Consider the following 16,337-nt stretch of genomic DNA (forward strand, 5'->3'; position numbering starts at 1 on the left):
CGTGCATTATTTCTTCGCAGACAAACATGTCATGCCCCTTTAGCACCATCAGAATTCACTTAACCGCCCAACAATAAAGCATGCGCACCACTCTGGATCGATTATTGCTAACCCATCCGCCAGAGCGGGCCGGGGTCACGCACCAGCGTGAACCACCCGGCTGATCAACTCATTAACCCGGGAGCACTCCTGTCCGTGGATATTCCATCAGCCATTCATACCCTGACCGACAGTGCGAACACACTTTTTCTGCTGATCGGTGCCGTCATGGTACTGGCCATGCACGCCGGCTTCGCCTTCCTCGAAGTGGGCACCGTGCGCCACAAGAACCAGGTCAATGCGCTGGTCAAGATCATGACCGACTTCGGCATTTCCGCCATTGCCTACTTTTTCATTGGCTACTACATCGCCTATGGCAATCACTTCTTCAGTAGTGCTACGGCCCTGACCGAAAATCAGGGCTATGAACTGGTCAAATTCTTTTTCCTGCTGACCTTCGCCGCCGCCATACCCGCCATTGTATCCGGCGGTATCGCCGAACGGGCGCGCTTCTACCCCATGCTGATTGCCTCAGGCCTGGTGGTGGCCTTCCTGTACCCGTTCTTCGAGGGCCTGATCTGGAACGGCAACCACGGCTTCCAGGCCTGGCTGGAAAGCAGCTTTGGCGCCCCTTTCCATGACTTCGCGGGCTCTGTGGTGGTACACGGTGTCGGCGGCTGGATTGCCCTGGCAGCGGTACTGCTGCTGGGCGCCCGCCATGGTCGCTACCGCCACGGCAAGGTAGTGGCTTTTGCCCCCTCCAATATCCCGTTCCTGGGGCTGGGGGCCTGGATACTGACCGTAGGCTGGTTTGGCTTCAATGTCATGTCCGCCCAGACCCTGGACGGTATCAGCGGACTGGTGGCGGTCAACAGCCTGATGGCCATGGTAGGCGGCACCATCGTCGCCATGGTGGTGGGCCGCAAGGACCCCGGCTTTATCCATAACGGTCCGCTGGCCGGACTGGTGGCGGTCTGTGCCGGATCGGATCTGATGCACCCCATTGGCGCACTGGTTACCGGCGGTGTGGCGGGTGCCATCTTCGTCTATCTGTTCGAGTGGGCCCAGAACCGCATTGAGCAGCTGGACGATGTGCTCGGTGTCTGGCCCCTGCACGGTGTGTGCGGGCTGTGGGGCGGCGTCGCCGCCGGCATCTTCGGGCAGGCTTCCCTGGGCGGCCTGGGCGGCGTCAGCCTGATGTCACAGCTGGTCGGATCGCTGGCCGGCATGGTGATCGCCTTTGTGGGCGGCCTGGTCATCTACGGTATCGTGCGGCAGGTGGCCGGCCTGCGCCTGAGCCAGGAAGAGGAGTTCAATGGCGCGGACGTGAGCATCCACCGTATTGGCGCCACTTCCATGGAGTAACAGACCGAACAGTCTCAAAGGGCGTATCATGGTGGGAACGTTTTCATCACAAGGAGCCACTATGAACGCCCGGTCCCTGTTCATGTCTGTTATCGAGGACTGCCAGCCGAGCTCCCTGCTGGTGGCCGGAGAGGCCGCCAGGCAGGCTGCCGATGACTGGCTGGCCAGTCATTCCGAGGTGGCCATTGAGTCACTGGACCCCGCCAGCGGGGAGCTGGCAGGCGCCAGTGCGACCCCCCACGATCTGGCCATTGTCACTGACACCCTGGAACACCTGCCCGTGGAAACCGGCCGGGTGCTACTCGGGCAGCTTCGCAACCTGGGCAACCATCAGATTGCGGTGCTTGTCAGCAACAACAGTGACTGGGCCTTCAACGACTTCATCGCCCTGGGCTTCGTGCGACAGGCCAGCAATGAAGCGGACGGGGGCCACACGCTATACACCTACAATATCGACACCTACAACCACAAGCGGACCTGGAATAATCCGAAGTACTGGGCCAATCCGGAGATGTGGGACAAGGCCCGATGGTAATCAGGGCAGCGCCACCGCCTCGAAACGCGCCAGCTCGTGGCCTTTCTCGTTCAGCAGCTTGAGCACCTTGCCTTCGAGGAAGACACCGGCGGTCTGGGAGAACACCTCATAGAGCGGTGTTTCGAAGCTATCGTCAGGGCAGGCCATCTTGGTACTGGCCATGGAATCGAACAGCAGGTTTGCCCCTCGGACGGTGTACTCACCCACAAAGCGGTTGCAACCGCTGAAGCCATTTACCTTGCCATCGTCACGGAAGATCATGTGGGGTTCGCCCTGTGCGCCCCTGGGCACGTCCACCTCGGTACCCTTGAGGGACATCAGCTTCCAGTAGGTATTGGTCAGCGGTGCGGTGGGAATCGGTCCACCGGATGACTGCGAACCTGAGGTTGCGCAGGCGCTCAGTATCAGGGCGCAGCCCATCAGGAAAAAGGCCCGGAAAACAGTCAGTGCTCCTTTCATCTTGAAATCTCCCTGGATCGGTAACGGCCCTGTGGCCGCGAATTGTGGGCAACGTAAGGATCATCATCATACCAGTTGCATTCACCGGCAGAATGACGGGCTTCATGAAAGTGCGTACAGATTGCCACTGTTGGCCTGTGTTTTCATCGGAGTTTGATATGCTTCGACGTACATCCCATTGACCAAGGGGCCAACCATGAGCGTGATCAGTGATCGTCAGACAAGGCAGGCACTGGACCGCGAAAGCCGCAACGTCCGGGAGGACGACCTGAAATCGCTGCTGGAACGGCAGAGGAAAGTGGAACACAAAGTCCACACCAGCGGCCGACTCAAACGATTCTCCACTGACATTCGCCTGATGTTCTCGCTGCTGAGGGACTTCTGGAACGGCCGTTACCGTCAGATTCCGTGGAAGAGCGTGGCCGCCATTGCCGGAGCCCTGCTCTACGTACTCAACCCGCTGGATCTGATACCTGACATGATTGTCGGTTTCGGCCTGCTGGATGACGCCGGCGTGGTGGCCCTGTGCCTGAAACTGGTGGAATCAGACCTGCATCGTTATGCCGCCTGGAAGGAACTGGACGATGAGGCCGCCGAACGGGCCCGCACCACACCCGACAGCGCTTGATCTGCATCAACGCCCGGCCCGCCCGGGTGCAGTAGGCTGGCGGCAGACCTTTCACCGACGGGACGGACTGGCGCCTTGGCCAGAGGCCCCAGCGTCACGCAGTAGGTCAACGAATTAACCAAACGTGACACCAGGGCCCATCATGGATTTTGATTATTCGGAAGACTCCCATCAGGTCCAGAACCTGATGCGGCGCTTCATGAAAAAACACGTTTTGCCCCGTAACAGCGACTGGCTGAACTTGGCCGCTTCGGGCCAGTATCCACTGGACATCATTGAACCCATAAAAACCCAGGCCAGGGAAGACGGCCTGTGGAACCTGTTTCTGCCGGAGCTGAAGGAACACGAGCCCGGCACGCCGATGAGCAACCTCGACTACGCCCCGCTGGCTGAAATCATGGGGCGTCTGCCCTGGGCCGCCGAGGTGTTCAACTGCAGCGCGCCGGATACCGGCAACATGGAACTGCTGCACCGGTTTGCCACGGATAAGCAGTATGACACCTGGCTGAAGCCACAACTGGAAGGCACCATCCGCTCGTGTTTCGCCATGAGCGAGCCGGATACCGCGTCCTCGGATGCCACCAACATCAACACCACCATCCGCAGGGACGGCGACGAGTATGTGGTAGACGGACGCAAATGGTTCATCACCGGCGCCAACCACCCCAACTGCCGCTTTGCCATCGTGCTGGGCCGCTGCGCTGACAGCGACGGCGACAGTCGCCACCAGCAGCATTCCATGGTCATCGTACCCATGGATACACCGGGGCTGGAGGTGGTGCGCAATATCCCCATCATGCAGCACCACTCACCGGAGGGGCACTGCGAGATTGCCTTCCGCAATGTGCGGGTACCGGCCGAGAACCTGCTGGGCAAGCCTGGCGGGGGCTTCGCCATGGCTCAGGCCAGGCTGGGCCCCGGCCGGGTACACCACTGCATGCGCACCATTGGCCAGTGCGAACTGGCCCTCGAGATGATGACCGAGCGGTCACTGGAACGCCGTACCTTCGGCAAGTTCCTCAGCGAGTATGAGAACGTCAGGGACTGGATCGCCGAATCCCGGCTGGAGATCGATCAGGCCCGGCTGCTGGTGCTGCAGGCGGCCTGGAAAATGGATACCCATGGCAACGCCTCTGCCCGGGTGGACGTGTCTGCCATCAAGCTGGTTTCGGCACGGCTGCAGACCCGGGTGGTGGACCGGGCCATGCAGGTATTCGGTGCCATGGGCCTGACGCCGGATACCCCACTGGCCTACCTGTGGACCTGGGGCCGGGCCCTGCGTTTCCTGGACGGGCCCGATGAGGTGCACCTGCGGACCGTGGCGCGTGCGGAAATCGAACGGGCCAAACAGCAACGGGGATCAACGGCGGCCTACTATAACCTCCGTTGACCTCACAGACGGTTACTCGGCCGGGGCAGTCCCCCGCTTCTCGGCAAAGCGGATGTAAAAATCCAGGCTGTCCGGATTGGCCATGGCGTCCGGGCTGGCCACCTGTGCCAGAGCCTGGCCCAGCAACAGCTTGCGGATTGGCAACTCCATCTTCTTGCCGGTAAGCGTGTACGGAATGGCCGCCGTGGGGATAATCTCGTTGGGCACATGCCGGGCCGAGAGATTGTCCCGGATGGCGGCGCGGATGCGGCCTCTCAGCTCATCATCCAGGCTCACGCCATCACGTAGCACCACAAACAGCGGCATCCAGGATTCCCGCCCCAGATACTCCAGATCCACAATCAGTGAGTCCATCACCTCGGGAATTTCCTCCACCACCCGGTAGATCTCGCCAGTACCCATACGCACACCCTGGCGGTTGATGGTGGTGTCGGAACGGCCATAGATAATGGCGCCGCCGCGCGGCGTAATACGGATCCAGTCACCGTGGCGCCAGATGCCCGGATAGGTGTCGAAATAACTGTCGTGATAGCGCTGGCCGCCCTCGTCTCCCCAGAAATACAGCGGCATGGAGGGCATGGGCTTCGTCACCACGAGCTCCCCCACCTCATCCTCCAGGGCCTTGCCGGCCTCATCGAAGGCGTAAACCGCCGTCCCCAGAGTGCGACACTGCATCTCGCCGGCATAGACTGGCATGATCGGGTTGCAGCCCACGTAGAAGGCTGCCACGTCGGTGCCGCCGCTGATTGGGGCCACCAGCACGTCATCCCCCAGCTCTTTCATGATCCACTTGTAGCCCTCATCCGACAGCGGCGAGCCAGTAGAGCCTACGGAGTGGATGCCACCGAGGTCCGCGTACTCCCCGGGATGAACCTCCGCCTTCTTGCAGTTGAGAAAATAGGCGGCGCCGGCCCCGAAGAAAGTGACCCCGGCCTCGCCGGCAAACCGCCAGAGAGTGCCAAGGTCCGGGTAACCCGGGTTACCGTCGTAGATGCAGATGGTACTTCCCAGCAGCAGGCCACCGATCTGTGCGTTCCACATGATCCAGCCGGTGGTGGTGAACCACAGGTAGCGGTCGTCCGGCTGCAGGTCCATGTGCAGCCCCTGGCCCTGCAGACCTTCCAGCAGGGCGCCGCCATGACTGTGTACGATGGGCTTGGGCATGCCGGTGGTACCCGAGGAATAGACCACCCACAGCGGGTGATCAAAGGGTAGTTGTTCAAAGGTCATGGGAACGTCGTGAACCAGCATTTCCGACCAGGCTGTGGATGCCTCCAGCGAGGCATCGGCATCCAGATAGGGGAGTAAAACCATCTGTTCAAGGGTCGGCAGCTCCTCACGTAACTGCGCCACTACGTCCATGCGGTTGAAATCCTTGCCGCCATAACGATAGCCGTCCACCGCGATCATCACCTTGGGGTCAATCTGACGGAAGCGGTCAATCACGCTGCGGGTGCCCATGTCCGGGGAACAGCTGGACCAGATGGCGCCAATACTGGCGCAGGCATAGAACGCCACCACCGTTTCCGGAATGTTCGGCAGGTAGGCCACCACCCTGTCACCGGGACCGACACCCATCTGGCGAAGGCTGTGGGCAAAGGAGGCTACCTGTTTCTTCAGGTCGCCCCAGGAGAGTTCCTGCAGCGGGCGGATTTCCGATCGGGAGATGATTGCGGGGCGAGCGGGATCGTCCTCGTGGAAACGGAGGGCCTGCTCGATCATGTTGATGCGGGCCTCCTCGAACCACTTGGCCCCTGGCATGTGATGGCCGTCCAGCACTCTGGTGTAGGGAACGGAGTATCGAATATCGAAGTATTCCCAGAACGCCGCCCAGAAGTCTTCCAGTTGATCCACGGACCACTGCCAGAACTCATTGTAATCCCGGAACTCCAGGCCACGATGCAATGTCAGCCATTGCATGAAATCGTGCATTCGGCTGCGCTCGATCCGGGCCTGATCGGGTTGCCAGAGGCATTCGGGGGTCTGGTCGGTCATGAGGGTCTCCGCTTTTTGTTGGTTGTAGGCCAGGATGGTAACGAGAAATTCTGGATTAACCATGCAAAACTGCATTATCCCACTACAGTAAAATTCCGGTAAACGTGAATTTACCGGTTGAACTGGTTGATTTAATCAACTATACCTTTGACTCGCAGGACGAAATGCAAGTAGCTGAATTCATCCAATTTCAGGAGGCCACTTCATAGTAAAAAATTATCGATCTTCTCGTTGAATAGAGCAAGCGCTCGCTATACAGTCTGAGACACTGTCTAACAATTACAAGAAGACTGTTGCCCAACCGGCAACAACAATCAGGAGAAAACCATGATACGAAACAAGAAGGCCGGACTGTTCACCGGCACCATGATTGGCCTGACCATGGCCATTTCTTCCATCACTCACGCTCAGGAAGGGCCCATCCGGATTGCCTACATCGAGCCGCTTTCCGGCCCCTTCGCCAACGTTGGTGACGCTGGTCTGAAGCATTTCCGCTTCGCTGCGGAAAAAATGAACGAGCAGGGCGGCATCCTGGGTCGCGACATCGAAATCGTCGCCATGGACAACAAGCAGAGCCCGTCCGAATCCGTATCGCTGGTACAGCGTTCGGTGGATGATGGCATCAACTTCGTCACCCAGGGCAACGGTTCCAACGTCGCCGGCGCCATCGTCGAAGCCGTGGATCGCAACAACCGCCGCAACGACGACAAGGTCATCTTCCTCAATTACGCCGCCGTGGACCCGGCGCTGACCAATGAGCGTTGCAGCTTCTATCACTTCCGTTTTGATGCTAACAGCGCCATCAAACTGGAAGCGCTGTCCAACTTCATGAAAACCCGGGATGACCAGATCGACAATATATTCCTGATCAACCAGGATTATTCCCACGGTCAGTTTATCTCCAGCCGCATGAAAGAACTGGTTGGTGAAAAAGACATCAACGCCGAAGTGGTTGGCGATGTACTTCACCCGATCGCACAGGTCCGTGACTTCTCGCCCTATGTGTCGCGAATCCAGCAGTCGGGTGCTGACACAGTGGTAACCGGCAACTGGGGTAACGACCTGTCGCTGCTGGTCCGCGCAATCGATAGCGCCGGCCTCGACGTCAACACCTACACCTATTACGGTGGCGGCCTGGGCACTCCGGCAGCCGTTGGCCCGCGTGGTGAAGACATTCTGTTCCAGGTCACCGAGTGGCATGCCGACGTGAACGTGGACGAAGGCCTGGAGGAATACGAGCAGTGGTTTGTCGAGTTCAAGGAACGCTACCCGGAAATCGACTGGTACTACCACCGCATCTACAACCAGATGCACATGCTGAAGAACGCCATCGAAGAAGTCGGTAACGCCGAAGACGTCGATGCCATTGCCCACGCGCTGGAAGGCATGGAATTCCAGTCTCCCACCGGCACGGTGACCATGCGCGCCAAGGATCACCAGATCCTGCAGCCCATGTACATCTCTGTTATGGATGCTGATGCCAAGTACGATGCCGATAACTCCGGCGTTGGCTTCCGCACCGTGGCCAATATTCCCGTTGAAGAGGCGACGGACACTACCAGCTGCAATATGAGACGCCCTTAAGTCCGAACCAAACTCCGGCGGCGCAAAGCCGCCGGAGCCTTTCAGAACAATAACCAGGAATTCGTCTCACCATGCTCGAAACCATCGCTTATTCCATTCTGAATGGCGTGCTGTACGGCACGCTGCTGTTCATGATGTCCAGCGGCCTGACCCTCATTTTCGGGATGATGGGCGTCTTGAACTTCGCCCACGCCAGCTTTTACATGCTGGGCGCCTATTTTGCCTACACTGTTGGCCTGGCGACCGGCTTCTGGGTTGCGCTCTTGCTCGCCCCCATTCTTGTCGGTGCATTCGGCGCTCTGGTAGAGCGTTACGGACTGCGCCGCGTACATCAGTATGGCCATGTGCCTGAACTACTGTTCACCTTTGGCCTGGCCTACGTGATCGAAGAGCTGGTCGCCCTGTTCTGGGGTACGGTGCCAGTTCCCTACAAGGCACCCGCTTCACTCGACTTCACGGCATTCAGCCTGATGGGCCTGGATTATTCCATGTTCAAGGTCTTTATCCTGCTCGTGGCCATTGTCATGTTCGTCGGTCTCTGGTTGCTGCTGAAAAAGACCCGCGCCGGCCTGGTCATCCAGGGTGCCCTGTCCCGCCCCGACATGGTTGGTGCTCTGGGCCATAACGTGCCCATGGTGTTCACCTTCGTATTCGCCTTTGGCTGCGCCCTCGCCGGTCTTGGCGGCGTTGTTGGCGGCATTCACTTTGTCACGGATCCGGGCATGGCCTTCATGATGGGCCCGATCGTGTTTGTGGTGGTGGTGCTCGGTGGTCTGGGCTCAGTGCCCGGGGCCCTGGTGGCGTCACTGATCATCGGCATCCTGCAGACCTTCTTCCTGTCGATCAATTTCTCCCTGGCGGGCGCCATTGGCAGCCTCGGCATCGAGGACTCCGGCTTCTTCGGGGTGCTCTGGCATATGGAAACCACCCGTATCGCCGCCGTGCTTCCCTACCTGCTGCTGGTGCTGACCCTGATCTTCAGACCTCGCGGCCTGTTCGGGAAGCGTGAAGCATGACAACCACAACAACAACGCAACAGGAAGACAAATCTATGGCTACTAACACTGCTGCGGGGGGAGCCAGCAACCTACTCAGGTTCTGGCCCTGGGTGGTGATTCCGCTGCTCGCGCTGATACTGCCGCAAATCTTTGACTCGCGTCACGGCATCACACTGCTGAGCCATATGGGGATCGCCATCATTTTCGCGCTGTCCTATAACATGCTGCTGGGTAACACCGGCCTGCTCTCCTTTGGCCATGCCGTCTATTACGGCCTCGGCGCCTATGTCGCCATGCATGTACTGAGGATGGTCAACGATGCCGGCGGAGAAGGCCTGCCACTGGAGTTGATTCCCGTGGTGGGGGCAGCCGCAGGGCTTTTCTTTGGTGTCATCTTCGGCAGCTTTTCGGTACGCCGGGCCGGGGTGGTGTTCGCCATGATCACACTGGGCCTTGGTGCACTGGTTCACTCAAGTTCGTTGATGTTCAGTGATTTCTTCGGCGGGGAGGCAGGCCTGTTTGGTGACAGGACCTACGCGCCGTCGCTGTTTGGTGTCGATTACGGCTCCAATACCAACACCTACTACCTTGTGGTTGCCTGGGCACTGATTGCCGCCATCTCCATTTACCTGCTTCGCAAAACACCCCTGGGGTGGATGGCCAACGCGGTACGGGACAACCCGGAAAGGGCACAGTTCGTGGGCTACAACCCGACCATCGTGCGTTTTATCCAGTTCGCCCTGTCAGCCATGTTCGCTGGCCTGGCGGGCGGGCTGTTTGTAATCACCGATGAAATCGTCAACGATGAATCCGTCGGCCAGATCCAGTCGGGCATCGTCCTGTTGGGCTCCTACATTGGCGGTATCGGTTACTTCGTCGGGCCCATGGTTGGTGCCGCCCTGGTCACCGTCCTGGAAAGCTCGCTGTCGTCCTACACGGAAGCCTGGGTGCTTTACTTTGGTCTGCTGTTCATCTCCATCGTGATGTTCGCGCCCATGGGGCTGGTGGGCATTGTTCACACCCAGTACCTCACCTGGAAAGCCGGGGGCTGGAAAGGCAACACCGGTATCCGGCTGTACATGGTGCTTGCAGGTCTGGTGGGTATTTTCGGTGCCATTTGTGTGATTGAAATGTCCTACCACTACTTCCGTAGCTGGGACCCCAGTGCACCATTTGCGCTGATGGGCTTCACCGTGAATGCTACCAATGCATTACCCTGGCTGATCTCCTTCGGGATTGCCGTCATCGGGTTCGGCCTGATGTTGTTCCATGGCAAGCCAATGCTTGCCCGTCGTATCAGCGGCTCGTCTGAAGGAGGTAAGGCATGACCAAACGCAACGCACTGGAGCTGAAAGGCGTCAAGAAGAACTTCGGACGTGCCGAAATCATTCGGGGAGTCAACCTCGATGTACACGAGCACGAACGTCACGTCATCATCGGCCCCAACGGGGCAGGCAAGTCGACGCTGTTCAACCTGATCAGTGGCCGGCTGAAGGTCAGCGACGGCTCGATTAAACTGTTCGGAAAAGACATTCACAACATGCCGGCCCACAAGGTCAACCGAATGGGTCTGAGCCGCAGCTTCCAGGTGACCAACCTGTTCCAGAACATGACGGTGATGCAGAACCTGCGCTGCTCCCTGCTATGGTCTGAAGGCCACAAGTACTCGTTCTGGAAAAGCGTGATGAAGCAGGACAGGGTCACCGAGCACGCCATGGCCCTGGCGGAACAGCTTAACCTCCACAAACAGGCGGACACACCGGCGTCGCTGCTCACCTATGCCGAGCAGCGTGCCCTTGAAGTGGGCTGCACCGTGGCTTCCGGCGCCGAGGTCATCCTGCTGGACGAGCCTACGGCGGGCATGAGCCGCACCGAGGCAAACGATGCCATCCAGTTGATCCAGCGTATGACGGGCGAAAACACCCTGGTTGTGGTTGAACACGACCTGAGTGTGGTTTTCGAACTGGCGGACCGTATCTCCGTACTGGTATATGGCGAAATCATCGCTACCGGTACGCCGGATGAAATCCGCAACAACGCGGCGGTACAGGAAGCCTATCTCGGTACGGAGGTCCACTGATGCTCAAGATTCAGGATTTGAATGCTTACTATGGCAAGAGTCACGTCCTCCGGGGCGTCAACATGTCTGTCGAGCGTGGCGAGGTGGTCAGCCTGCTCGGCCGTAACGGGGTAGGTCGCTCCACTCTTTGCAAGGCGGTAATGGGGCTTTTGCCACCAGTGGGCCACGTGGAATTCGATGGCAAGACCCTCAGCGGGCTGGAGCCTCACAGCGTCGCCCACGCCGGCATTGGCTATGTACCGGAAGACCGGGCTATATTCCCCGGCCTGACGGTCGCCCAAAACCTGGAACTGGGCATGAAGAAAAAAGGCCAGACCGGCGAGAAGTGGACGCTGGAAAAGGTTTACGAGTGGTTCCCTCGCCTTAAGGAGCGTGAGCATACACCGGCGGAAGTTCTGTCCGGCGGTGAGCAGCAGATGCTCAGCATGTTCCGCGCCCTGATGGGCGACCCCCAGTGCGTACTGGTGGACGAACCCACGGAGGGCCTGGCACCCAAGGTGGTGGCCGACGTGGCCGCCATCCTCAAACAGATGGCCAATGATGGTCTGGCGGTGCTGCTGGTGGAGCAGAAACTTTCCATCGCTCTGGACATCGCCGATCGGATCTACATCATGGGTGAGGGGAATATTGTCTATGAAGGCACCCCAGAGGACCTGAAAAACAACCCTGAAATCCGCAAAGAGTGGCTGGAGGTCTGATCTTCTGACGCCAGCCCGCCCGGGGCGCATGCCCCGGGCCATTACGACCCCCGGAAACCATCAATAATGGCAACCCTGCTTAACGATCGCGACCTGCAATTCAACCTCTATGAAGTCCTGAACACCGAAGGCCTGCTGGAACGCCCCCGCTACGCGGAACACGACCGGGCCATATTCGACGCCACCCTGAACACTGCACGGGATATTGCCGCCGAGTACTTTGCTCCCCATAACCAGAAGGGCGACGCCAACGAGCCCACGTTCGACGGCGAAAAGGTCACCCTGATACCGGAAACCCAGCCGGCCTGGAATGCCTTTGCCGAAGCTGGTTTCCTGGCGTCCCATCACGATTTCGATGACGGCGGCTCACAGCTGCCGGAAGTGGTGCTGCGAGCCAGCATGGCGTATTTCAACGCCGCCAACGTCTCCAGCACCGCCTACTCCTTCCTCACCATCGGCGCCGCCAACCTGCTCAAGAGCTTTGGCCGCGAGGAACTGAAGGACAAATACCTGCCGGCCATGCTCGACGGCCGCTACAGTGGCACCATGGCCCTGACCGAACCTGGCCAGGGCTCGGCGCTGGGTGACCTGCGCACCCAGGCGAAACCGGCAGAGGACGGCAGCTACCGTCTGTTCGGCAACAAGATGTACATCTCCGGCGGTGACCACGAGCTGACCGAAAACATCGTGCATATGGTACTGGCCCGTATCGAGGGTGCCCCTGCCGGCGTGCGGGGCATCTCCCTGTTCCTGGTGCCCAAGTTCCATGTCAACGACGATGGCACCCGGGGCGAGCGTAACGACGTTGCCCTGGCCGGCCTGCTGCACAAGATGGGCTACCGCAACACCACCTCCACTGTCCTCAACTTTGGTGAGAAGGACGGCGCGGTCGGCTATCTGGTGGGCGAGGCCAACAAGGGCCTGGGCTACATGTTCCAGATGATGAACGAGGCCCGCATCGGCGTTGGCCTGGGCGCTGCCGCCATGGGCTACCAGAGCTATCTGGAAGCCCTCGACTACGCCCGCGACCGGCCCCAGGGCCGCCCGGTCAGCAACAAGCACCCGGAGTCGCCCCAGGTGAAAATCGTGCAGCACGCGGATGTACGCCGCATGCTGCTGATGCAGAAAGCCTACGCGGAAGGCAGCCTGGCCCTGTGCCTCTACGCCAGCACCCTGGTGGAAGACGCCAACACCGCACCGGAAGCCAGCGACCGCAAGGCCGCCGCCGAACTGTTGGATCTGATCACCCCCATGGTGAAATCCTGGCCGTCAAAATACGGTGTCGTCGCCTCCGACCTGGGCATCCAGGTTCTCGGCGGCGCCGGCTATACCCGTGACTACCCGCTGGAACAGCTCTACCGGGACAACCGCCTCAACCCGATCCACGAAGGCACAGAGGGCATCCAGGGCATCGACCTGCTGGGCCGCAAACTGGGCCCGAAAGGCGGCGACGGCTACGCCGAATTCCAGCGCCGTATCGTAGCAACCCTGGATGAAGCCGCCGCCATGGACACCAGCGGACCGCTGGCCAGCCAACTACGCAGCGCACTGGAGGTACTCAGGACAACCACCACAGACCTGCAGGAACAGCTGGCGAACGATCCGGATCATGGCCTGTCCAATGCCACCATGTACCTGGACCTGTTCGGCAAGGTACTGGTGGGCTGGATCTGGCTGAAACAGGCCATGGCCGCTGAACAGGCCCTGGCCAACGGCGCTTCGGGCACCGAAGACGCTTTCTACCGTGGTAAGATTCACACCGCCCGTTACTTCATGGACTGGGAACTGGCGCCGCTGGAAGGCTACGCCCGCCTGCTGAGCGCCGGTAACCGGGACAATCTGGATATGCAGAACGACTGGTTCTGAGTTTTCTCTGCCAACGCAGGGGCTGTCAGTTTCCAGGCGGTTACCCGAAAAGCTGAAGCGAGCAGGCGGGGATGACTTTCCGGGACCTTCAAAAACAGGGACGTTTTTGAAGAGCCTCCAGGGATGGATTCACGGCGTGTCCCGGAAAGTCATACCCGCCTGCTTGCCTAGCTCGGAACCCGAACCTCGATCGCCAAAATCATCAAGAGGAAGCAAATCATGAGAGAAGCCGTCATCGTATCCACTGCCCGCACGCCCATCGGCAAGGCGTTCAAGGGCCTGTTCAACAACACCAAACCCCCCACCATGGCCTCCTTCGCCATCAAGGCCGCCGTTGAGCGCGCCAAGGTCGACCCGGCGGAAATCGAAGACCTGGTGATGGGCACCGCCATGCCCGCCGGCACCGCCGGCATGAACCTTGGTCGCCTGGCGGCACTGGCCTCCGGCCTGCCCCAGGACGTCAGCGGCATGACAATGGACCGCCAATGCGCCTCCGGCCTGATGGCCATCGCCACCGCCGCCAAGCAGATCATGTTCGACGGCCAGGACGTCGCCATCGGCGCCGGCCATGAGAACATCTCCCGCGTCCAGCAGAAGAACTTCGAGTGGATGGCCGCCGAGCGTGACGAGACCGTGATCAAGCACGCGCCCCACGCCTACATGCCGATGCTGGAAACCGCCGAGAACGTCGCCAAGGTCTACGGCATCAGCCGTGACGTCCAGGACGAGTACGCCCTGCAGTCCCAGCAGCGCACCGCCGCCGCCCAGGAGAAGGGCCTGTTCGACGACGAAATCGTACCGGTCACCACCACCAAGGCGGTGATGAACAAGGAAACCAAGGAAGTCACCTACGAGGAAGCCACCCTCGACAAGGACGAAGGCAACCGCCCGTCCACACAGCTCGAAGGCCTGGCCGGACTCAACCCGGTGATTGAAGGCGGCTGCATCACCGCCGGCAACGCCAGCCAGCTCTCCGACGGCGCCAGTGCCTGCGTGCTGATGGACTCCAAACTGGCCGAGCAGCGTGGCCTGGAGCCTCTGGGCGCGTACCGCGGCATGGCAGTCGCCGGCCTCAAGCCCGAGGAAATGGGCATCGGCCCGGTGTACGCCATCCCCAAGCTGCTCAAGCAGCATGGCCTGAAGATTGACGACATCGGCCTGTGGGAACTGAACGAAGCCTTCGCCGTGCAGGTACTCTACTGCCGCGACAAGCTGGGCATTCCCAACGACCGCCTGAACGTCAATGGCGGCGCCATCTCCATCGGCCACCCCTACGGCATGAGTGGTGCCCGGATGGTTGGCCACGCCCTGCTCGAAGGCAAGCGCCGTGGTGTGAAGTATGTGGTCGTCACCATGTGTGTCGGCGGCGGCATGGGCGCCGCCGGTCTGTTCGAAGTGCTGTAAAACGATACCCTGCCGGTCACCCTTGACGGGTGACCGGCACCCCTCAATTCTTACCAAACCATTAATCCATTACCACTTTCCTGTACCCGGCAGCACCTGATTGCCATCATGTAGGCATCAAACACTCAACGGAGCAGGGATGGAATGAGCCGTCGCCCGGACAGCACCCCACCTTCCGGCGACAATGAGAGAAGTTCCTCAGTTGCCGCCAACCCCATCGATTTTCGCAGCATCGCACCCATTGTCATCGCAGGCATGGGCTTTATTGTGTTCCTGGACTGGGCCCAGGCCATACTGCTGCCACTGGCGGCCGGGGTTCTGATCAGTTACGCCCTGGACCCTCTGGTTGGCACCCTGGACCGATTCATGCCCCGCCCCATCAGCGCCGCATTGGTGCTGAGCAGCCTGCTGGCGATATTGGCCCTGGCCGTTATGCCCTTGCATAGTGAAGCCATGAAAATGCTCGAGCGCATTCCCGGCGCATTGCAACAATTCGAGCGGGACCAGGCCAGCGCCCCCAGAACCGAAGGCCTGATGGAAAAGGCCCAGGAGGCGGCCAAGGAAATCGAACAAAGTGCCAGTTCCGACGACGCACAAAAAGACCAGCTCAGAGCCACCCGGGTGCGCATTGTGGAAGAGCCCTTCAGCATCCGTGATTACCTGATGAACCGCGCCTCCGGCGGCATCGTACTGATCAGTCAGATGTTCTCGGTGTTGTTCCTGGTGTATTTCGTGCTTGCGATCGGCGGCCTTTACCGGCGCAAGATCGTGCGCCTGTCCGGCCCGGGATTCCATGGTATGCGCAAGGCCGCCCGCATGCTCAAGGAGTTCCACAGCCAGATGCGGCGCTTTATCTTCGTCATGTTCCTGGGCGCCGTATTCGTCGGGGTACTCACCTGGCTGGCCTTTTTCCTGCTAGGCGTTGAACAGTCATTGCTCTGGGGCGTCATGGCCGGGGTTGCCAGTGCCATCCCTTATCTGGGCCCGTTCCTGGTATTCGCAGGCTCCGGTGCCGCAGCCTTTATCCAGTTCGGCTCCGTGGACATGGCCATTCTGGTGTCCGGTGCCTCCCTGATCATTACCAGTATCCAGGGATACCTGCTCACTCCCTGGCTGACTGCCCGGGTGTCCAGCCTCAACGCCGTGGTGATCTTTATTGGCCTGCTGTTCTGGGGTTGGCTGTGGGGGCCGGTAGGGCTCATCCTGGCGACACCCCTGCTGATGATGACCAAAACCCTGTGCGACCACGTGGAAAATCTGCAGGGCGTGGGCGAATTGCTCGGAAAATAATCAGCG

14 protein-coding genes are annotated in these 16,337 nt (G+C 59.9%); 12 read left to right on the forward strand and 2 right to left on the reverse strand.

Annotation, left to right across the window (positions count from 1 at the left end; genetic code table 11):
• Positions 1 to 195: 195 nt before the first annotated feature.
• Positions 196 to 1,404 carry an ammonium transporter gene (locus ACFOZ5_RS12160; RefSeq protein WP_379887662.1) on the forward strand — a complete coding sequence of 403 codons (1,209 nt, stop codon included), beginning with the start codon at positions 196 to 198 and terminating at the stop codon, positions 1,402 to 1,404.
• Positions 1,405 to 1,465: 61 nt separating this feature from the next.
• A complete protein-coding gene (locus ACFOZ5_RS12165; protein WP_379887664.1) occupies positions 1,466 to 1,939 on the forward strand; it encodes a DUF6231 family protein in 474 nt (157 codons plus the stop codon).
• Here the strand turns inward: ACFOZ5_RS12165 and ACFOZ5_RS12170 are convergent, their stop codons facing one another.
• Positions 1,940 to 2,398 carry an META domain-containing protein gene (locus ACFOZ5_RS12170; RefSeq protein ID WP_379887666.1) on the reverse strand — a complete coding sequence of 153 codons (459 nt, stop codon included), beginning with the start codon at positions 2,396 to 2,398 and terminating at the stop codon, positions 1,940 to 1,942.
• Between the two features lie 196 nt (positions 2,399 to 2,594).
• Between ACFOZ5_RS12170 and ACFOZ5_RS12175 the strand changes: the two genes are divergently transcribed.
• On the forward strand, positions 2,595 to 3,026 hold the full coding sequence (locus ACFOZ5_RS12175; protein ID WP_379887668.1) for a YkvA family protein: 432 nt from the start codon (positions 2,595 to 2,597) through the stop codon (positions 3,024 to 3,026).
• A 142-nt stretch (positions 3,027 to 3,168) separates the two neighbouring features.
• On the forward strand, positions 3,169 to 4,416 hold the full coding sequence (locus ACFOZ5_RS12180) for an acyl-CoA dehydrogenase family protein (RefSeq protein ID WP_379887670.1): 1,248 nt from the start codon (positions 3,169 to 3,171) through the stop codon (positions 4,414 to 4,416).
• 12 nt (positions 4,417 to 4,428) lie between these two features.
• Here ACFOZ5_RS12180 and ACFOZ5_RS12185 read toward each other — a convergent pair whose 3' ends face one another.
• On the reverse strand, positions 4,429 to 6,411 hold the full coding sequence (locus ACFOZ5_RS12185; protein ID WP_379887672.1) for an acetoacetate--CoA ligase: 1,983 nt from the start codon (positions 6,409 to 6,411) through the stop codon (positions 4,429 to 4,431).
• 327 nt (positions 6,412 to 6,738) lie between these two features.
• On the opposite strand from ACFOZ5_RS12185, the gene ACFOZ5_RS12190 reads away from it, so the two are divergent.
• The 8 genes from ACFOZ5_RS12190 to ACFOZ5_RS12225 all read left to right on the forward strand — a co-directional run bounded on the left by ACFOZ5_RS12190 (position 6,739) and on the right by ACFOZ5_RS12225 (position 16,331).
• Complete coding sequence (locus tag ACFOZ5_RS12190) at positions 6,739 to 7,995, forward strand: branched-chain amino acid ABC transporter substrate-binding protein (protein WP_379887674.1); 1,257 nt, start codon at positions 6,739 to 6,741, stop codon at positions 7,993 to 7,995.
• A gap of 71 nt (positions 7,996 to 8,066) precedes the next feature.
• Positions 8,067 to 9,011, forward strand: coding sequence for a branched-chain amino acid ABC transporter permease (locus tag ACFOZ5_RS12195; protein ID WP_379887676.1), 945 nt, complete (start codon positions 8,067 to 8,069; stop codon positions 9,009 to 9,011).
• A 35-nt stretch (positions 9,012 to 9,046) separates the two neighbouring features.
• Positions 9,047 to 10,321 (forward strand): branched-chain amino acid ABC transporter permease, encoded by a 1,275-nt coding sequence (locus ACFOZ5_RS12200; protein ID WP_379887678.1) that lies wholly within the window; start codon positions 9,047 to 9,049, stop codon positions 10,319 to 10,321.
• A complete protein-coding gene (locus ACFOZ5_RS12205; RefSeq protein WP_379887680.1) occupies positions 10,318 to 11,073 on the forward strand; it encodes an ABC transporter ATP-binding protein in 756 nt (251 codons plus the stop codon). The genes ACFOZ5_RS12200 and ACFOZ5_RS12205 overlap by 4 nt, the downstream gene beginning before the upstream one ends.
• Positions 11,073 to 11,771, forward strand: coding sequence for an ABC transporter ATP-binding protein (locus ACFOZ5_RS12210; RefSeq protein ID WP_379887682.1), 699 nt, complete (start codon positions 11,073 to 11,075; stop codon positions 11,769 to 11,771). The genes ACFOZ5_RS12205 and ACFOZ5_RS12210 overlap by 1 nt, the downstream gene beginning before the upstream one ends.
• Before the next feature lie 63 nt (positions 11,772 to 11,834).
• The gene (locus ACFOZ5_RS12215) at positions 11,835 to 13,637 is read left to right on the forward strand and encodes an acyl-CoA dehydrogenase (protein ID WP_379887788.1); all 1,803 of its coding nucleotides are present in this window, start codon (positions 11,835 to 11,837) and stop codon (positions 13,635 to 13,637) included.
• A gap of 219 nt (positions 13,638 to 13,856) precedes the next feature.
• Positions 13,857 to 15,041 carry an acetyl-CoA C-acyltransferase gene (locus ACFOZ5_RS12220; RefSeq protein ID WP_379887684.1) on the forward strand — a complete coding sequence of 395 codons (1,185 nt, stop codon included), beginning with the start codon at positions 13,857 to 13,859 and terminating at the stop codon, positions 15,039 to 15,041.
• A 144-nt stretch (positions 15,042 to 15,185) separates the two neighbouring features.
• Positions 15,186 to 16,331: an AI-2E family transporter gene (locus ACFOZ5_RS12225; RefSeq protein ID WP_379887686.1), complete on the forward strand. Its 1,146-nt coding sequence runs from the start codon at positions 15,186 to 15,188 to the stop codon at positions 16,329 to 16,331.
• Positions 16,332 to 16,337: the final 6 nt, after the last annotated feature.

The sequence above is a fragment of the Marinobacter lacisalsi genome, from assembly GCF_042651045.1.
Classification (GTDB): Bacteria; Pseudomonadota; Gammaproteobacteria; order Pseudomonadales; family Oleiphilaceae; genus Marinobacter; species Marinobacter lacisalsi.

Bases quoted from the DNA above. Each gene is read 5' to 3' on its own strand.
- ACFOZ5_RS12165 (WP_379887664.1), top strand. From the start codon at position 1,466: ATGAACGCCCGGTCCCTGTTCATGTCTGTTATCGAGGACTGCCAGCCG.
- ACFOZ5_RS12170 (WP_379887666.1), bottom strand. From the start codon at position 2,398: ATGAAAGGAGCACTGACTGTTTTCCGGGCCTTTTTCCTGATGGGCTGC.
- ACFOZ5_RS12175 (WP_379887668.1), top strand. From the start codon at position 2,595: ATGAGCGTGATCAGTGATCGTCAGACAAGGCAGGCACTGGACCGCGAA.
- ACFOZ5_RS12180 (WP_379887670.1), top strand. From the start codon at position 3,169: ATGGATTTTGATTATTCGGAAGACTCCCATCAGGTCCAGAACCTGATG.
- ACFOZ5_RS12185 (WP_379887672.1), bottom strand. From the start codon at position 6,411: ATGACCGACCAGACCCCCGAATGCCTCTGGCAACCCGATCAGGCCCGG.
- ACFOZ5_RS12190 (WP_379887674.1), top strand. From the start codon at position 6,739: ATGATACGAAACAAGAAGGCCGGACTGTTCACCGGCACCATGATTGGC.
- ACFOZ5_RS12195 (WP_379887676.1), top strand. From the start codon at position 8,067: ATGCTCGAAACCATCGCTTATTCCATTCTGAATGGCGTGCTGTACGGC.
- ACFOZ5_RS12200 (WP_379887678.1), top strand. From the start codon at position 9,047: ATGGCTACTAACACTGCTGCGGGGGGAGCCAGCAACCTACTCAGGTTC.
- ACFOZ5_RS12205 (WP_379887680.1), top strand. From the start codon at position 10,318: ATGACCAAACGCAACGCACTGGAGCTGAAAGGCGTCAAGAAGAACTTC.
- ACFOZ5_RS12210 (WP_379887682.1), top strand. From the start codon at position 11,073: ATGCTCAAGATTCAGGATTTGAATGCTTACTATGGCAAGAGTCACGTC.
- ACFOZ5_RS12220 (WP_379887684.1), top strand. From the start codon at position 13,857: ATGAGAGAAGCCGTCATCGTATCCACTGCCCGCACGCCCATCGGCAAG.
- ACFOZ5_RS12225 (WP_379887686.1), top strand. From the start codon at position 15,186: ATGAGCCGTCGCCCGGACAGCACCCCACCTTCCGGCGACAATGAGAGA.